General features: G+C 66.7%; 14 protein-coding genes. 4 read left to right on the top strand and 10 right to left on the bottom strand.

The window, feature by feature from the left end:
* Window positions 1-65 precede the first annotated feature (65 nt).
* The 4 genes from ACPPVT_RS14410 (at window position 66) to ACPPVT_RS14395 (ending at window position 4,007) form a co-directional block, all read left to right on the top strand.
* Window positions 66-1,259: a helix-turn-helix domain-containing protein gene (locus tag ACPPVT_RS14410; RefSeq protein ID WP_426561376.1), complete on the top strand. Its 1,194-nt coding sequence runs from the start codon at window positions 66-68 to the stop codon at window positions 1,257-1,259.
* Complete coding sequence (locus ACPPVT_RS14405; protein ID WP_426561374.1) at window positions 1,256-1,828, top strand: flavoprotein; 573 nt, start codon at window positions 1,256-1,258, stop codon at window positions 1,826-1,828. Before ACPPVT_RS14410 ends, ACPPVT_RS14405 begins: the two co-directional genes overlap by 4 nt.
* 141 nt (window positions 1,829-1,969) lie before the next feature.
* On the top strand, window positions 1,970-2,551 hold the full coding sequence (locus ACPPVT_RS14400) for a hypothetical protein (RefSeq protein ID WP_426561372.1): 582 nt from the start codon (window positions 1,970-1,972) through the stop codon (window positions 2,549-2,551).
* 271 nt (window positions 2,552-2,822) lie between these two features.
* Window positions 2,823-4,007 carry a hypothetical protein gene (locus tag ACPPVT_RS14395; protein WP_426561370.1) on the top strand — a complete coding sequence of 395 codons (1,185 nt, stop codon included), beginning with the start codon at window positions 2,823-2,825 and terminating at the stop codon, window positions 4,005-4,007.
* Window positions 4,008-4,343: 336 nt separating this feature from the next.
* On the opposite strand, the gene ACPPVT_RS14390 is transcribed toward ACPPVT_RS14395, so the two are convergent.
* The 10 genes from ACPPVT_RS14390 to ACPPVT_RS14345 all read right to left on the bottom strand — a co-directional run bounded on the left by ACPPVT_RS14390 (window position 4,344) and on the right by ACPPVT_RS14345 (window position 15,841).
* Complete coding sequence (locus tag ACPPVT_RS14390) at window positions 4,344-4,748, bottom strand: hypothetical protein (RefSeq protein ID WP_426561369.1); 405 nt, start codon at window positions 4,746-4,748, stop codon at window positions 4,344-4,346.
* Window position 4,749: 1 nt separating this feature from the next.
* A complete protein-coding gene (locus tag ACPPVT_RS14385; RefSeq protein WP_426561367.1) occupies window positions 4,750-5,007 on the bottom strand; it encodes a hypothetical protein in 258 nt (85 codons plus the stop codon).
* A complete protein-coding gene (locus ACPPVT_RS14380) occupies window positions 5,004-6,041 on the bottom strand; it encodes a M23 family metallopeptidase (RefSeq protein ID WP_426561365.1) in 1,038 nt (345 codons plus the stop codon). The genes ACPPVT_RS14385 and ACPPVT_RS14380 overlap by 4 nt, the downstream gene beginning before the upstream one ends.
* Window positions 6,038-6,646, bottom strand: a complete 609-nt coding sequence (locus ACPPVT_RS14375) for a hypothetical protein (protein WP_426561363.1) — start codon at window positions 6,644-6,646, stop codon at window positions 6,038-6,040. The genes ACPPVT_RS14380 and ACPPVT_RS14375 overlap by 4 nt, the downstream gene beginning before the upstream one ends.
* Complete coding sequence (locus tag ACPPVT_RS14370) at window positions 6,643-8,679, bottom strand: hypothetical protein (protein WP_426561361.1); 2,037 nt, start codon at window positions 8,677-8,679, stop codon at window positions 6,643-6,645. Before ACPPVT_RS14370 ends, ACPPVT_RS14375 begins: the two co-directional genes overlap by 4 nt.
* A complete protein-coding gene (locus ACPPVT_RS14365; RefSeq protein WP_426561359.1) occupies window positions 8,676-11,234 on the bottom strand; it encodes an ATP-binding protein in 2,559 nt (852 codons plus the stop codon). Before ACPPVT_RS14365 ends, ACPPVT_RS14370 begins: the two co-directional genes overlap by 4 nt.
* Window positions 11,231-11,614 (bottom strand): hypothetical protein, encoded by a 384-nt coding sequence (locus ACPPVT_RS14360; protein ID WP_426561357.1) that lies wholly within the window; start codon window positions 11,612-11,614, stop codon window positions 11,231-11,233. Before ACPPVT_RS14360 ends, ACPPVT_RS14365 begins: the two co-directional genes overlap by 4 nt.
* A gap of 17 nt (window positions 11,615-11,631) precedes the next feature.
* A complete protein-coding gene (locus tag ACPPVT_RS14355) occupies window positions 11,632-11,934 on the bottom strand; it encodes a hypothetical protein (protein WP_426561355.1) in 303 nt (100 codons plus the stop codon).
* A gap of 411 nt (window positions 11,935-12,345) precedes the next feature.
* The gene (locus tag ACPPVT_RS14350; protein ID WP_426567164.1) at window positions 12,346-14,511 is read right to left on the bottom strand and encodes a S8 family peptidase; all 2,166 of its coding nucleotides are present in this window, start codon (window positions 14,509-14,511) and stop codon (window positions 12,346-12,348) included.
* A gap of 367 nt (window positions 14,512-14,878) precedes the next feature.
* Window positions 14,879-15,841, bottom strand: coding sequence for an AAA family ATPase (locus ACPPVT_RS14345; protein WP_426561353.1), 963 nt, complete (start codon window positions 15,839-15,841; stop codon window positions 14,879-14,881).
* Between the last annotated feature and the right edge of the window lie 63 nt (window positions 15,842-15,904).

The raw sequence follows: 15,904 nt of genomic DNA, 5'->3' as shown, positions 1-15,904 counted from the left end.
ATGCGCACCCTTGTTGCTGCGCACTTTTCTGTGCACTGCCACCAAGCAAGCAGGAGGGGGAGTTGATGCACGTAGGGGAACGCATTGCCGGCTACCGCAAGCGCCGCGGGCTCTCGCAGGACGCGCTCGCCGGCCTCGCCGGACGGTCCAGATCCTGGCTGTCCCAGGTAGAGCGGGGGATGCGCGGTGTCGACCGGCTTTCGACCCTGAGCGCGCTGGCCCAGGCTCTCCATGTCGATGTCGGCGAGCTGATTGCGGGCGACTGGCGGCTCGCGTCGAACGGTGCGCCACAGGTGCGAGCACTCGACGCCATCCGGACGCAGCTTGCCGGCTACCACCACCTGATCGGCCAACCGGACAGCCCATGGCCGCTGCCGCAGCTGCGCAACGCCGCCGTGCAGGTGAACCAGGCCTACCAGGCTGCCCGGTACGCCGACGCCGCGGCGATGCTGCCTGGTGTCCTGTCGGCCGCTGACGGCTACATCGGCTTTGTCGGGCGCAACGACCGCGAGGTTCATCTAGCCCGGTGCAGTGTCTACAGCGTGTGCGCCAAGCTGCTGACTAAGGTCGGCGAGCCGAAGCTCGCGTGGATCGCTGCAGATCGCGCGACCCACGCGGCTCTGTCGGCGGGCTCACCGACAGGGCGCGGCATGGCCGCGGTCCAGGTAGCCGGCGCCATGCTGGCTGATGACCGCGGCGGCGACGCCGAGCGCGTCGCCATCGGTGTGGCCGAGCAGCTGATGCCCAACACAGCCGCGGAGGCGCCCGAAGTGGTATCGATCGCCGGCGCGCTCTGGTTGCTCGGAGCAGTCATCGCTGGCCGTGACGGCGACCGTCGCACTGCCGAGCAGCGGCTTGGCCACGCTGACGAACTCGCGCAACTCCTCGCCCGCGACGCAAACCATGGCTGGACGGCGTTCGGCCGGACCAACGTTTTGATCCATCGCGCCTCAGTCGGTGCTGAGCTGGGGGATGCTGGCTCCGTGCTCGAACTTGCCAGTCAGATCGACGTCGACGACATGCCGGAAGGGCTGAACAGTCGACGTGCCCGCCTGCATCTCGATCTCGCGTGGGCGCAGACGCAGGCCAAGCGCGACCTGGAGGCCGTACTGCATCTACAGCAGGCTGAACGCATCGCCCCGGAAGTCCTACGTTTCGACTCCGTGGCGCGCGAGCTGCTGCGCGAGCTGCTCAAGCGGGCGCGTCGACCCATGCCTGCGCTAACTGCCTTGGCCAAGCGGAGTGGGGTGCTCGCGTGAGTGCGCCGGCGTTGTACATCGTGGTGTGCGGCGCGCCGCTTGCCGCACGGATCGGGGACGGAGTACGAGAGGCGCGGGCGCGGGGGTGGATTCCAGTGGTCGTCCCCACTGAGGCGTCGCGCCGGTGGGTCGATGAAGTCGATCTCAACGGTGCACGAATTCGTGCCGGGGCTTCGTCGGAAGACGACGTGCCGCCAGCGGCGGCCATCGCCGTCGTGCCAGCGACCTTTAATACGCTGAATGCGTGGGCCAACGGACGCGCTGACACGTTCGCGTTGACCACGCTGTGCGCGGCTCTTGGTGCACGTTGCCCTACCGTCGCGGTGCCTTTCGCGAAGCACGATCTAGCGGGCCACCCAGCATGGCTGGCCTCCCTCGCCGTGCTACGGCATGGCGGCGTGACGATAGTTGATGCGCATACGGGAGCGCTGGCGCAAGCAGAGCCGATCCAGAGCACTACCGGTGAGTCGATCGCTCGTGCATTCCGCTGGGAGTGGGCTCTCGACCCCCTGGAGCGTCACGAGTCCGCTTCGCCTGGCCGTGACTTCTCGTCAAGTGACGAGGGCTAACCCCCTACCCGGCCCTCGCCGCGCCGACGACGACCGCCCAGACGACCTCACCCGCCGCACACCCTCAACTGTGAAGAGCCGGAAGTGCCTCCTTGGGGGAAACCCCAAATGTGTGCACGGCTAGCGCTCTACCTTGTTGACGTGGCCGCCACGCAACAGGACCAGCCCGTAGACAGCCCCCACGTCGGGTTGCAACGACGGTTCGGTCGGGTCCGCTTCTTCGCGATCGCCGCCGCGGTACTCCTGATCCTCGTCGCGGCCGACGACTTGCTGTCGAATCGCGAGATGGATCATCTGCTGGACGCAGTGCAGGCCTCGGAGGCCCCCATGCGCTCGGCGAACACGGATATAGACGTTGCCGCCGGAAGGCTGACCCCGACGGCTGACGCCCAGACTCGAAACGAAGCGCTCAACGTTGTCTCGGCTCGATGTGGGACCGCCGCCACAGATGTCCAGGCGGCGGGTGCTCTGGTTGAGTCTGTAGGTGTGCTGCCTTGGCACCGAAAGATTCGGACGGCCAAAGCGGCGTACCTCGCACACAACCGGGTGTGGCGGGACGCTTTTGCCGCCTGCGCGGACGACGCGCCCCAGCTCGCAAAGCCAAGCCGTACGGCGCAGATCGCTGCGACTTGGCGTGTCGCGCAACGCTCGTTCAGGGCGGCTCTACCCGCAGTAGCGCTGGGACAATCGGATCGACGAGTACAGGAGATCTTTGGCGAGTAGGGCACGCCAGCACGCCTGACCAGCAATCCGCCAAAGTTCGTGACCTGCGCCTACTGGCCACCTAGATCGGAGATGAGAGGCAGTTCGGCCCCAGCTTGAGTTCGTCCTACAGGTCGCTGCCGTTCTAATACGCGCAAGGGGGGCGAGATCGCGGAGCGCCTCCGGCCAGGCGGCCACGGCGGCGACAGACCAGTTGGGTGAACGTCTTGCGTCAAAAATGCGCCCTGATCTACGTCCCCGAGGCCGTGGCAGACCCTGCCATGCTCTCGATATGACTGAGGATGGGACCAGGGCCTCCGAGGATGAGTTCGAGCCTCGCGCAAGAATCGTGGACGCGCTTACGGGGGAAAGTAGGCCCGTGCCGAAGGCTCAGATCCATGGGCTCGATTCGTTCGCTGATTCGTGGCAGCACTACGTTGAAGTGCCGCACGAGATGCTGTTTTCCGCTTGGCAGATGGCGGATGACAGCCACCCTGCCGGCGATGGGAAGCCCGGCTACCGGGTCGTACACAAGACCATTCGGACCGTCCCGATTCAAGACGTGGAAATCGGTTTGTCGAACCTCAGAATCACTTTTCAGAATGGACCCGTCACGTTGGGAGAACCCAGGTTTTCCGGGGCCATCGAAGGAAGACGGTCTGGAAGCTTCCTAGTGCCTGAGTGGGGGACCATGGAAAGGGTCCCCCCGAAGTGGCAATATAAGTATGAGCCGAACGTCAATATTAGGATTCAGGCGCATCAGGAAACTACCCCGTATGCAAACCATATCGAGATCCTCTACCACCTCCCCGAGGGAGACTGGGAACGCTTCGACGAGATGATGGCTGCTGGGCGAGCGGGAGTGGCGTCACTCAGAGCGATGATTGACTTCATGTACGGCGAGCGACTCCTGGGTCCTGTGCTTACCGAGGAGGTTGGCGCGATCTTCGAAGATTGGCACTGGAATCGCCTGCTTGGCGGTCGAACGATCGCCATGGAGAGCCAGGCGCGACTGGACTTCATCGACGGGCAGAGCGTCATTGATCGCTTATCGCCTGCGATGGACGCCTTCTTGAGAATGCCAGAGGAGATGCGGAATAGGATCAAAGTTGCTGCTCAGTGGTACTGGCACGCTGATGCCGAGCAGGAGCTTGTTCAGCGATATATTTCCTATTGGCTATGTGTGGAAGCCCTGGAACTGGGAGAGAATGCCAACATCGGCCCAGTGAAGGTGGCCGTCGCTGACCTGCTCGGCGTCGAGCGGAAGATCATTAACCAGTCTGTCGGCAGGATGTACGGGATCCGCAACGGACTGGTTCACGGGTCCATTCGCGAGGTCGCGCGCGTGGCTGTGGAAGGGGTCGAGAGTCTCGCGGTAGCGCTGCTGGAGTTGCGAACGCTTGGGCACGTGTCGGCCGCCCGGCTCGCCGCGCTGCGGTCAGCCGTCGGGCTTCTGCCCCAGGGTGCGGAGGATTAGCTCTTTACGCCCCTGCCTTGACTTTCATAGAAGCACAACTCGGAGGACTGGCTAGCGGTTCCTTGACAGGCGTCTCGGCAAGTTGCCGTGGCGCTCTTGTCATGTGGTCGTGCTGCTGTGGCCGACGGGGCCGGGGGCTCTATTGGCACGCCGCTGTCGGGGAGCAGTGAGACGAGGCTGTGCCGCAGTCCGCGGGGGCGTCCACGTGTCGGCATCGATGCCCTCGGCCTCACGGGTGGCTGCGCGGAAGTCGCGCCGGAAGTGCGAGGGGTCGCGCGGCGTCCCGACACGTTTCATTGGGCTGGGTGGCCGCGCGCGAAGGTGGGCGAAGGTGGATCAGGCACCCTCGAGCGAGCGAGCGGACGCTAGGCGCTCTCCGGCCATGAAGGCTGCGGCCCGCTCAGCATGTCTGAGGACAGCGTGCGTGGCGAGGTCATCATCTTGGCCGGCGTCCAGATAGAGGACGGCCGTGAGAAGAGCGCGTGAGTCCTCAGTTGAGACACCGGTCAGGAAGATCAGGGCCTCGGTGAGGTAGTCGGCATGCGCGTTCCACCACGGGATGATGCGTTCTGCCCAACGGTCGCTGTGGACAGCTGAGGCGAGGAATCGGACCGCTGCCGCGGGGCCGGCGTCAGCGCCGAGCATTGCGTCGAAGCGGGCTCGTCCGTGAGGGCGCAAGGTGGAGTACGCCGCCACCGAGGCCTGGGCGAACAGCCCACGCGACTCGGTGGGCGGGCTCACGTCAGCTGACTTCCTTGAGGGTCTGCCGACGTTCGCGCGCGAGGTCACGGGTATACCCGCGCAGTGTGCCCTCCGGGATGCCGATGGCCCGGGCCAGTGCGGTCGGCCCAAGCTCGGGATGCGCGCGATAGGCGGCACGGACGGCTCTCTCCAATTCCTTGAGTGCCTGCACCTGCGTGGTGCGCGCTCGACCCAGGAGTTGATGCGCAGCTCGGGCGGCCTCAACCGTTGGGTCATCTGTTGATTGGGAGTCGTTCATGGTGTCACTCCGTGTTGGCGCAGCCATGGGTTGGGTGGGATGGGCACGCCGTCACGGCGGACCTCGAAGTGCAGGTGGGGGCCGGTGGAGTCACCTGTTGAGCCGACCTTCCCGATCGGCATGCCTGGCACCACCCGCTGGCCCGGACGCACGTCCACCGCGGACAGGTGGGCGTAGTAGGTGCTGGTGCCACCGCCATGATCGATGATGATGAGGTTGCCGTACCCGCCTGAGACCTCAACGCCCTTGACCGCGGTGACAGAACCCGCCGCGGCCGCCCGCGCGGTCGTCCCGATGGGGGCGGCGAAGTCGAGCCCTTTGTGGAAGGTGGAGCCGATGCCACCTGGGGACTGGCGGGGTCCGAAGTCACTCGTGATCCGGTACTCGCCTTCAGCTACTGGTGTTGTCCAGGCTCCGGGCAGGATCGCTGGTGCCTGGCCGCAGTCGGCCACGTTGATGCTCGACCCCGACACGGCGGTGACCGCGGAGACAGCCAGCGCGGTCCACTTGGCGTAGGCCGTCGGAAACGCCGAGACCTGCACGGCCTGGGCCGCTTGCCAGACCGGCATGGCGCGCCAGCCGTGAACGTCGGTGAGCCCGGGCTGGCCTGCCAGACCGCCGGTGAAGAACATGCGGGCTGCCTTGACCGGGTCGTTCCGGTCGCCGGCCGGTGCCCAGGCAGCCCGCTGCTGGAACACCCCGAGGGAGTCACGGTCCCCGTACTCGAGGTTTCGCAGGTCGGACTCCTGCTTGGCCGTGGCGACGCCGACGACAGCCCCCTGCGGGCCCACGCCCGCGGTGATGGCTGCCGCGTAGATGACGCGCACGATGGACGACTGTTCGCCGTCCAGGCTCGGCAGCGCGGTTCCATCCGCCGTTACCAAGCAATTGGCGTTGTTGTTGCCGTTCAGATCAGCAGCCAGGTTCAGGGCGGCGGACGACGAATCGCCGGCAACGGTAGATGTGACCAGGATGGCCGCCAGCAAGCCACTGCCGAGGGCGGTAAGCACGGCGACCTTGGGGACAGCGTTCACGCAACGGGGCCGAACGTCGTGACCATCCACCGCGTGCCGTCGAAGTCCACATCCACTTCAAGCTTGGTCGTGGGGGTGGTAGCCACGGTGAAGCGCTGGGTCGTGGCGGTTCCCTGCAGGTCCGGGACCGGCGCCCCCGCCTGCCCGAGCGGGATCTCCTGACGGTTCGTCGTCGACAGGAACGGCACCAGACCCGGCGCCACGACAGGGCGGAGCGAAGCCAGCCACGCCGAGGTGCTCGTCGCCGTCCGCCCAGCCAGCCAGAGAGTGGCGAAACTCCTCGCGGCGCTCACAGCCCCCTGCGGGGGCTCGGGCGCCGGGCGTTCGCCGGCCGGCGACGCCCCAGCATGCAGGTCCGCCGTCGCGGCGTCCGTGGACGACGGGTTGTCCGTTGGTCCGACGTCAGTGGCGCCCGCGGTGGCCGGGTCAGTGGTCCGGGCGGCCCGGGACTGCGCGATCAGCTGGCCGGCCACGAGGTTGGCGTGGCCGGCGGCCCTGACCAGCTGTAGCCCTGGCAGGCAAATGAGCAGGACGGCTGCCAGCACGGCGACCGTCAACGCTCGACGAGGTGTGGTGACGATCCAGCGCAGCGCTGCGGAGATCATGTTGCAGCTCCGACTGGGGTAAAGATCGTGTAGGTGGTTCTGCCCTCGTGAAGACGTCCCTCGTTCGCGCTCAGGGAGCCCGCCGGAATGTCGTCTCCGGGACGGTAGATGCGGACCCCGGCGGTCGTTCGAGTGGACGAGCCAGCGCCCTGACCCGGGTCGGGCGAGGCCGACCCGGCGGTGAGCCTCGGGGCGGACGCTGCGCCGGACGCCGCGGCGGCTCGGCTGTCCTGCCTGGCGGCTCGGTGCTTGCCTCGCGCGAGGTCGCCCGCATCCAGTGCCCGGCCCGCGGTTGGGCCGGCCGCCTCGATCGCGGCCGAAGCGGCGGCGCCCTTGGCGGCGCCGGCGGCCGCGGCGGCGACGGTCGCCGTGCCGCCGGTTGCGGCGCCCAGGGCGACGCTGGAGATGGCGCCCTGTGCGGCTCCGGTGAGGGCTGAGCGACCCAGCTGTCGATGTGGGCGAGCCTCCGCAGGCGCTGCGGCACCTGTGCCGTGGGTGGACCCCGCTGCGCTACCGATGGCGTTCCCCGCCGCGTCATAGATCAGCTTGTCGCTGTCGACGTCGGCGACGGCCTCGCGTCGCCCGGCTTCGTCTGCGCTCTGCCGGGCTCGGCTGTTGCCGGTGCTGACGGCCTGCGCGAGGCGACGAGGGGAGACCATCTTGAACACTGGCCACAACAGGATGAACGTTGCGATCGTCAATACGGCGAGCAGCGCTAGCGCAAGCAGTTGGTTCTTTCCGGCCGCGGGCTCCAGCAGGCCACCGGCTGCCGCGATGTGGGCGGCTGTGACGGCACCGAACACCACGACGGCCATCACGGCGCCGCCCAGGTAGTTCGCCGGGCCGGTGATCAGGCCAGCGAAGCGGCGGTGGGCGCCCGCCAGGGCGGTCAGCGGCAGCACCCCGATGCCGAGGGCGACCAGGGCTCCGAGGAACAGGATCATGGCTCCCAGGACGGCGGGTAGGGCGGCAGTGGCCGCCCAGCCGGCCCAGCCGATCGTCGCCGAGGTCAGCCGGTCCCCGTTCTGATGGCCAGACAGGTACTGGTAGGCGTCGGGGTACTTGTCCTTCACCTCGGCTGCTGCTCGCTTGAACTCCTCCTGCTTGGCCTCGGTCAGCGGCTTGGCCAGGTTCGGGTTGGCGCGGATGCGCGCCGCTTCGGCCCGAGTGAACGCGGACGCCTTGTACAGGCGAGGTCCGTACTCCTTGGCAGCGGCACCATTGGATGCACCCAGCGACATCGCCAGCCAGGTGTTGTAGGCAAGGGTGCGCTGCAGGTTTCCGGCCGCGGCGGATGCCATGTCCGGGGCATCGATGCCGGGGGTCACCTGGGCCACGGCGGAGTTCACGATGCTGACCGCCTTCGTCGTGTTACCCACCACGAAGGGCGCAGCGGCCAGCGGCCAAGAGATGGCTGCGAAGCCGACGACCGCCACACCAACACCCCAGGCGACACCGTGGCTGGAATCCCGGACGTCGCCGATGCGGGCTCGCCCGAGCAGCAGGAGGGAGAGCAGCATCAGGCTGAGCCCAAACAGGGGGACGAAGATGTGGCTCCCGAAGGCATTGGTCATCAGCGTGGTCACCGGGTCGAACGCCGAGACAGTGCTGGGATTCGTCGCCCACCGCAGGACGACGACCGCCGCCGCACACGCGCTGAGCAGGTTACGAAGCCCGGCGTTGGCGAAGGTCCCGTTGGTCGCCGCGGCGGGGTCGCGCAACGCATCCGCTCCGCAGCCAAGGTCGTAGTTGGTGACCTCCGAAGGCCCCCACCCGTAGACGTCGTAGATGGAGACCTTCGCGTCCTTGGCAAAGGGATCGGCGTCCGCGGTGATGGTGGCGGGACCGGCGTCGATCGACCCGGCGCCAGTGTCGGGGAACGCCGGCACCGGAGGGTTGGTGCAGTCGGTGAGCCCGCCGACCGGGTTGGGTATCGCCGCCGCCGGCGCCGCCGACGGAACAGCCAGCGCGCCAGTCACCGGGATGGCCAGGGCGCTGGCCAGAACCAGTGCGGTCACCAGGCGCCGCATCACGCGACGTCCTCGACGAACTGCAGTCGATCGCGGTCCTCACGGGCCGACAGCGCCGGCGGCGTCGTGTTCAACGCGGCGGCCAGCTGGGGCCGGTGCGAGACGTCCACCTGGCGGACACCGAACCGGTGTTCCCAGTCCCGGATGACGAACTGCCCGGACTCCAGCCCGGCGAAGGTCCGTTCGTAGCCGTAGCCCTGAGGGATGCCAAGCAGGTCCAGGCCCGCGCGGGCCACCGCCTGGTCGGTGATGCGCCCCACCATGACCATCCCGGCCAGGTTGGCCACCTCGTCGCTGATCCCGGTCAGGTGCGAGGGGTTCTGCCCGGCCACCACCACCGCACAGTTGCGCTTGCGCGTCTCCAGGGACCACCTGGTCAGCGACGACGCGAAGGAGGAGTTGCCCGCAGCGTTCATCCCGGCCTCGTCGGAGGTGATCAGCTTCGGCTCGAGATCCAGGTACATCGCTCTGGTGGCCAGGTGCGAGGCCAGGCGTAGCAGCGGAACGGACATCCGCTCGGCGCGGGACCAGGCCGTCCTGGGCACGCCCCTGGGCGGTACGACCATGCCTTGCATGGTGATCACGGTGAGCACGGCGTCGAAGTCGACGTCCGGCTCGCAGTCGCGCCGCGCGAAGATCAGCGTGCCGCCACGCATCCCGGCGGCGGTTCGCAGGGACTCAGCGATGTCTCGCTGCCAACCGCCCTGATGAGCCAGCTGGTCCAGCACCTGCCACGGGTTCACCCCATACTCGCCACCGACTGCGCCGCAGGCGGTCTCGACCGCGCTGACCACACCGAGCTGGCCGTCAACCTGGGCGGGAGGCAGAAGCCCGAGCATGCTGTCGACCATGAGCTCGACCCGCTCGCCGGCGACCTCGCGGCGCGCCGCCTCCCACTCAACGGCACTCTCATACTCCGCGCGGTTCGGCTCGGGGATCATCGTGCCGGGGCTCAAGACGCCGTCCGCCATGCTGGCCAACTCGATGTGCCGGGAGTGCCGCGCCAGGTGCGGCAGGCGGGTCAGCGCCGCCGCCGGCCCGGCCGGGTCGAACATCACGGTTCGCCGGCCTCGTCTTGCACTGTCGTCGGCCAAAGCGCCCTCGGCGGTGGACTTTCCCGCGCCCACGTCAGCGACGCAGAAGATGACGCCGGACCTGTTGTGCCGTGGGCCCCAGGTGGGATCCAGGAACATCGGACGCCGGCCGAAGCTAACCGGCCTGGCGAAGTAGGAGCCCTCGTTGTCGCCCAGCTGAACTGATGCGTGGGGCACGCCGGCCGCCAGGAACGTCGCCGGCTGCATCGTCTCGTAGCCGCCGTCATCCGGTGCGCCCTCGCCGGGGATGAACGACCGGGCACAAGCCCACTGGCCGAAGGCTTGCACCCACTCATCGCGCAGGTCACGGCTGGTGGCATCCATGAACTCCGCGACGACCTCTTCGAGGTCCTCTGCAGTGTTGGCCCACAGCGCGGTGTAGAAGGTGCCATACACCCGAGCCGAAGCCTCGCGGGTGCCGGAGACCACCTCGTCCTCGATGCGGTACGCGTCGCCGATCGCCCGTTCGATATGCGCGGGCGGACGGCGCTCGTCGTCGACGTAGGAGTCGGCCAGATGCTCGGCGCGGGAGCGGAAGTACTCGGCGGCCTTGCGCACACTCTCTCCGGAGAACACGTCGAGGACCGCGGACAGCTCGAAGGGGATGGCCAGATGACGTGGGTAGGACAGCCAGGGCCAGGTCTCGGTGCTCTCGGTGTCTCGCTCGCCGATCTTCCCGAGCGTCAGGATCGTTGCGTAGTGCTGATGCTGATGCCCGTCGCGGCGGGCGATGACTTCCACATGGGGTGAGTAGGCAGCCGCCACGACACGGACAGGCGCCGTCACGGACTTCAGGTCATGACCGTCCCAAGCCGCGCCCTGAACGCGCAGCGCGTTGCTGCTGACCGGGGCGCCGAGCGCGATCGATGCGTGGTAGAGCCATCCCAGCCCGACAGCAGTGACGGGTTTGGCCTCGGTTCCCGAGCGGCGCAGGGACTCGGTGATGGTCCGAAGCACCTTGCGGACCGGGGCGACGTCGCGCTCGATGGCTCGGATCCCAGCAATCGCCTCCAGCTGGTCCGCGACCACCTTCTGCTCGGTCACCCGCACCCCCAGGTACACCGCCGCCTCCTCCAGCCGTTCGGTATCAACCTGCAGCTGCTGGGCGACCAGGTAGTGCTGCCACGTCTCGGCCCCGGGCTCATCCGGCAGTCGGTTCGGAGAGTCCTCATCGAGGTTGCGCGCCCACTCGTCGGTGCGAAGGGGCTGGCTGGTCATCCGCAGGTGGATGCGATGGCCAGCCAGGCTGGCGAAGCGCACGGCCAGAGCGTGTCGCAGCTGGTCGCGGCTGCCCGCTGAGGTGAACAGCCAGTCGGCTTCGGTCAACGCGAACCAGGCCCACAGGCCGTCCTCGCAGATCGCCAGGTTGCCCCGAATGGCCGTCGTCCTCAACGGAGCGTTCGCGGGTTGGGCCGGCTCGCTCGGGCCGGTGCGCTTGAACGGCGCAATGACGGGCAGCTTCACTTATGACTCCCTATTGACGGTGCAAACAGGTCGACCGATACGCATGTCTCGTAGGCGGTCGGCTCATTGCTTTCCGGTCGCGGCGCGCGGACCTCGTTCACGAGCGTTCTGAGGTGGTACAGCAGTGGGGTGACCCGGTTGATCCACCGCTTGGACATCAGGGCCAGGATCGTGGCCGGCGCGAGCGGGACGCAGGCGGCCAACAGGATCGGGCCCGGCGCCGCGGGGGCCAGGTGGCTGACCAGCAGGCCGGCGATCACCCAACCGGCGACGGTGACCGTGCAGAAGACGCCCCAGACGGGGAACGGCGCCTTCAGCAGTGGAGGTCCGACCGGGAAGTCCAACCGGCGGGCCGCATCATCTGTGCGCAGCCTGGCCATGTCAGGAACTGGCCATGTCAGGAGTTGGTGAAGAAGCTCAAAGAGTCGGCGGCGATGCTGTACCAGCCCGCCGTTACGGCCAACGCCAACGGAATCGCGCAGATCAGGCTCGCGACAGTGACGTTGCTGGCGCCCTTGATGTTCCCCGCCGCGCCGTGCTTGAGCAGCGCCCGCACGGCGATGAACGACAAGATGACCGAGAACGCGAAGATCATCAGTCCGGTGATCGAGTCACCATTCAGAAAGCCCGGGGCCTTGCCCGCGGGGCTGTCGGCGGCGATCTGAAGCTCTTGCGCTGAGGTGACGAAAAGCGTGGTCATGGTGATGAAACTCCCCCACTGCAACGAAGTTGGGCGTACAAGCGATTGCTTGTGCCTGAGTGCCGATTTCACTCTATTCAGCCAAAGCGGATATAAGGGGCGTGACGCGCCACGCCCAACGCAACGGGTTCTCGTTGTTCCACGTTGCGGAAACTCGCCGCACGAATTGCCCCGGGACCCGCTCGGTCCTTGGCCACGCCCGACGCCTGGATAGCCAGCGGCGGCTCGGGACCGGTCGCTCACCGTGGTGCGGGCGGCGGCACCCGGCCACGCGTCAATCAACAAGCAGCCGACGAGAGGGGGCTTTCCGCCCAGATTGACTCAACCAGGCAGCGGCAGGGTTGTGCTCGTCGCCCACGACTGGCTGATCAACGGACGCGGGTCCTCAGACCGGTCGTCCGCTAACGAGAGCTATTCGATCACGATCGGGGTTGGAATCTGGAGGGTGTTCGCAACCGGGGTGTACAGGTCGACGTCCTGTTCGGCGGTCCTCAGAGAGATCACGAGTGCATACCGAACCGGCTGGTCGACTCGGGCTTTGACAGCGTTGTTCTTCCACCAGCCACCGACCGGGAAGACTGCGAGCTTCCCCGAGTGCGCAAGCTCGACGCCGGAGGTCTGCCAGATGTCCTGGTGTAGCGAGCCGAGGTTGCGCTGGTTGGCGCCCACCAGCCACTTGACTTGTCCGCCCCCGGGGCGTCCGCCGGCCTCTTCCGTTCGGGCGTCATGGTTGACCCGTTGTACGAACTGCGATTCGGATTCCAAGGGATCTTGAACCTCGAAGCGCAGGTGGTGAGAGGCGTAGCTGTAGCGGCGGCGCCATCCGCGGCGCGACGCGGTGGGCTCGACGAAGTAGGAGAGTGTGACCCGCAGGTCAACCTGGGCTTCTCCTAGGTCTTGGAGGACTTGTGTCGGCCAGGGCAGGTCGTGGAGACGGAACGAGGGGATCTTGAACTCGTCACCCTCGAACGGAATGAACTCGTCTTGCACGACCAGGGTCACCGCCTGGTTCGTCGAGTAGAGCACTCGGTCCTCGGTCGGAACTCCCCAGCCATATCGCCGCAACATGGCCTGCTGGTCCTTCTTGCCGGACTTACCGGATTCCTTCACGGCAGCCCTCATCACCGCGGTCCACTCTGCTCCGTGCACCACAAGCGCGCGGATGGTCTCCGGCCAGTACTCCGGGTAAGTGGCCATCGCCAGTGCAGCGAGACGCGCACCTTGAGCAGTGGCCGCACTGGTGGCGTGAGCCGACGCCAGCGCGAGATCGTTGGCATGTCCGGTGGTTCTGGTCGACAGCGCCGGTAATCCCGATTCGAACAGCGAAGCCCCGTCGTGAAGGACGTTGCCGCCCTCCATCACGATGTCCGGCTTGATCGGCCATGGCTTGATCCCAAACAGCAACGAGGTACGGCTGTACGGGGAAAGCTCGCCGTCCTCGGCGACCACCTCCCACCCCGTGTACGCAGGGTCCGTCGGCGGATCGGTGAGCTCCGTATGTGCGCCGACAGTCAGTGCATTCCAGGCTTGTCCAGGATCCAGGACCGCCGACAGATCAGACTGAACAAGATGATCAGCGACGCACTGGTCGGTGTTTCCGGCCGAGACCACCAGCAGCCGTGCCCGTTCAGGATCCGGCGCGGAGAGCAGGTCAAGTTCGTCGCCGTTACGGACAACCTCAGCCCCGACAGCGAGCGCGTCCACGGTTGCCGACCAGAGGGTTGGCTGACCCGGTACGTCAGCGGTATCGGACTTGACGCTGACAGGCATGCAGAACACGCGGCCCCGACTGGCGACTGTCTCGGGGATCGCGACCGCCTGGGCGGTCACGTCGCCATAGGTGATCGGGTCGTGCTGCGGTTCACCATTCTGCGGGATGATCCTCACCGACTCCAGGCGGTGCCGCAGCACCACGGGAGCGGATCCTGAAAGGTGTGCTTCCAGGTCGCCGAACAAGGCGATTCCGGCCATCTTGGTTCCGTGGCCGTCTTGGTCGAAGCCGCTGACTCCGAGCACGGTGTGCAGGTCCTGCTCGGGGAGCGATTCGCCCAGCAGTACATGGGTGCGCGCCACACCGGTATCGAGATGGCAGACGGCTGGCGCGGTCTCCGGCGCCGGTTCAAGCCGCTGTAGGAGATCGTCGAGGTATTCCTGCTGCTCCTCCAGTGTCAGGTCCTCTATCGTGTCCACAAACTCAGGGCGACGGATCTCCGCTACCGGGACCGCCGTGAACGGAAGAGCTTCGAGCTGAGACCAGGTGGCTTGCACCCACGTCACGTTGCGGTCGATCAATCGCAAGACGCGCGGCGAGACGCGAAGGTCTGCGACCTGCGCGTAGCGACGTAGGAGCTCCGGACCGTCAGCCGTAGGCCGAAGCCAGACTTCCCACCAACGCTTCCCGGTCTGCGCGGGCTGGCCGTCGGACTGCCACAAGTCGGCGAGCACGCTCTGACGGATCCGGGCGATGTTCGCCACCAGCTCGTTGTTCCTCGGATTCCCAGCAGAAGTGGAACGCTCGAGATAGTCCTCGAAGAGCTTCAGGAACTGGGTTCGATATCCGTCACTGACCCATACCATCGCTCGCTCCGGAAGGTCTAGGTCAGGCTGCGCCGGGAGTACCGCGAGGAGCAGCCACTGCGGACGCTTAGGCGTCTTGCGGTGCGTGGACATACGTTCCAGGCGTTCGATCGCAAGCGGGTACTCGGCGTTGGCCCCTTCCAGGGTGATCACGGTTCCGAGCGCGCGTAGCTCTTCCTCGGTCAGCAGCTCGGCTCGTGCCTGATCGGCAGCATCCAGTGCTGTTCGAGTCTCAGCGAGGCGTCCTCCGCCGTGTCCAGAGCGGCTCTCGACCGATCGAATCTTGGGATCGCCTCCGCCGCGACGCCGGAACTCCTCATCTGTGGACCTGTTCTCAACTAGGAGATGGCTCAGATGCTGACGAGGTTCAGCCAAGGCTGGCGGCCTTCCGGGCCTCCAGCGAATCGCGTAGATCCTCGGCCGTGATCTGAGTGCTGCCGTTCAAGATCACGCTTTTGGCAGCCGACTCGGCTGCCCGCACGAGATCTGCGTGCGACAGACCTTGCATCACCGGCGCGAGGCTCGCCCAGCGCACGCCCTTCGCCAGTGTCCCCAGGCGTCCGCGAATCACAGCAGCTCCCTGCTTGGGGTCTGGGAGTGCGTAGTCCAAGACCATGTCGAAACGCCGGAACAACGCTCGGTCAAGGATCTGGCGATGGTTGGTGGCAGCTATGATCAGGCTCTCATTCCTGTTGTTTTCCAAGAACACCAAGAACGAGTTCAAGATCCGGCGAGCTTCACCGACGTCGTTGCCGGTACGGTCGCCGCCGAGTGCGTCGAACTCGTCGAATAGGTAGACCGCGCGCTGCTGCTCGGCTGCGTCGAAGATCACCCGCAGTTTGCTGGCTGTTTCGCCCATGAACTTGCTCATCAAGCTGTCCAGGCGGATCGTCAGCAGGGGCATCGAAAGCTCATGGGCGAGCACTGCTGCGGTCATCGTCTTGCCCGTTCCCGGAGGCCCTTCCAATAGCAGTCGGTGTGCCGGCTCGAAGCCATGGTCCAAGAGGTCCTTGCGCTGGCGCTGCTCGGTCAGGATCCGTCGGACCTGGGACGCCAACCCTGGCGGCAGCACAAGTTCCTTCAGCGCGACAGCGGGATGCGTCGCGATGACCAGATCCGCGAGGTCGCCGCGCGGCTGCGCGATCGATGTCACCTTCGGGCCCGAAGTACGGGACGACTCGACCGCCGACTTCAGGTCGGCCGCGATCTTGTGGTGCCCCTTGCGCGCCTCTTGCGCCGCGACCTGCATCGCGACCGAGTAGAACGCGGCGTCGTCACCAGCAGCATGAGTGCGCACGAGCGCCTTGAAATGCTCAGCACTACCCGCCACAACACACCTCCCGCCGCATCTGTCCCCGTAAGCGCAGTCTAGGGGGCACCACCCGCAGAAATG

Origin of the sequence: Angustibacter sp. McL0619 (assembly GCF_049994355.1) — a bacterium.
Classification (GTDB): Bacteria; Actinomycetota; Actinomycetes; order Actinomycetales; family Angustibacteraceae; genus Angustibacter.
The sequence above is the reverse complement of the archived record's forward strand: the minus strand, read 5'-3'. Positions and strand labels throughout refer to the sequence as shown.

Bases quoted from the DNA above. Each gene is read 5' to 3' on its own strand.
- ACPPVT_RS14385 (WP_426561367.1), bottom strand. From the start codon at position 5,007: ATGAACGACTCCCAATCAACAGATGACCCAACGGTTGAGGCCGCCCGA.
- ACPPVT_RS14360 (WP_426561357.1), bottom strand. From the start codon at position 11,614: ATGGCCAGGCTGCGCACAGATGATGCGGCCCGCCGGTTGGACTTCCCG.
- ACPPVT_RS14395 (WP_426561370.1), top strand. From the start codon at position 2,823: ATGACTGAGGATGGGACCAGGGCCTCCGAGGATGAGTTCGAGCCTCGC.
- ACPPVT_RS14355 (WP_426561355.1), bottom strand. From the start codon at position 11,934: ATGACCACGCTTTTCGTCACCTCAGCGCAAGAGCTTCAGATCGCCGCC.
- ACPPVT_RS14350 (WP_426567164.1), bottom strand. From the start codon at position 14,511: ATGGTATGGGTCAGTGACGGATATCGAACCCAGTTCCTGAAGCTCTTC.
- ACPPVT_RS14410 (WP_426561376.1), top strand. From the start codon at position 66: ATGCACGTAGGGGAACGCATTGCCGGCTACCGCAAGCGCCGCGGGCTC.
- ACPPVT_RS14375 (WP_426561363.1), bottom strand. From the start codon at position 6,646: ATGATCTCCGCAGCGCTGCGCTGGATCGTCACCACACCTCGTCGAGCG.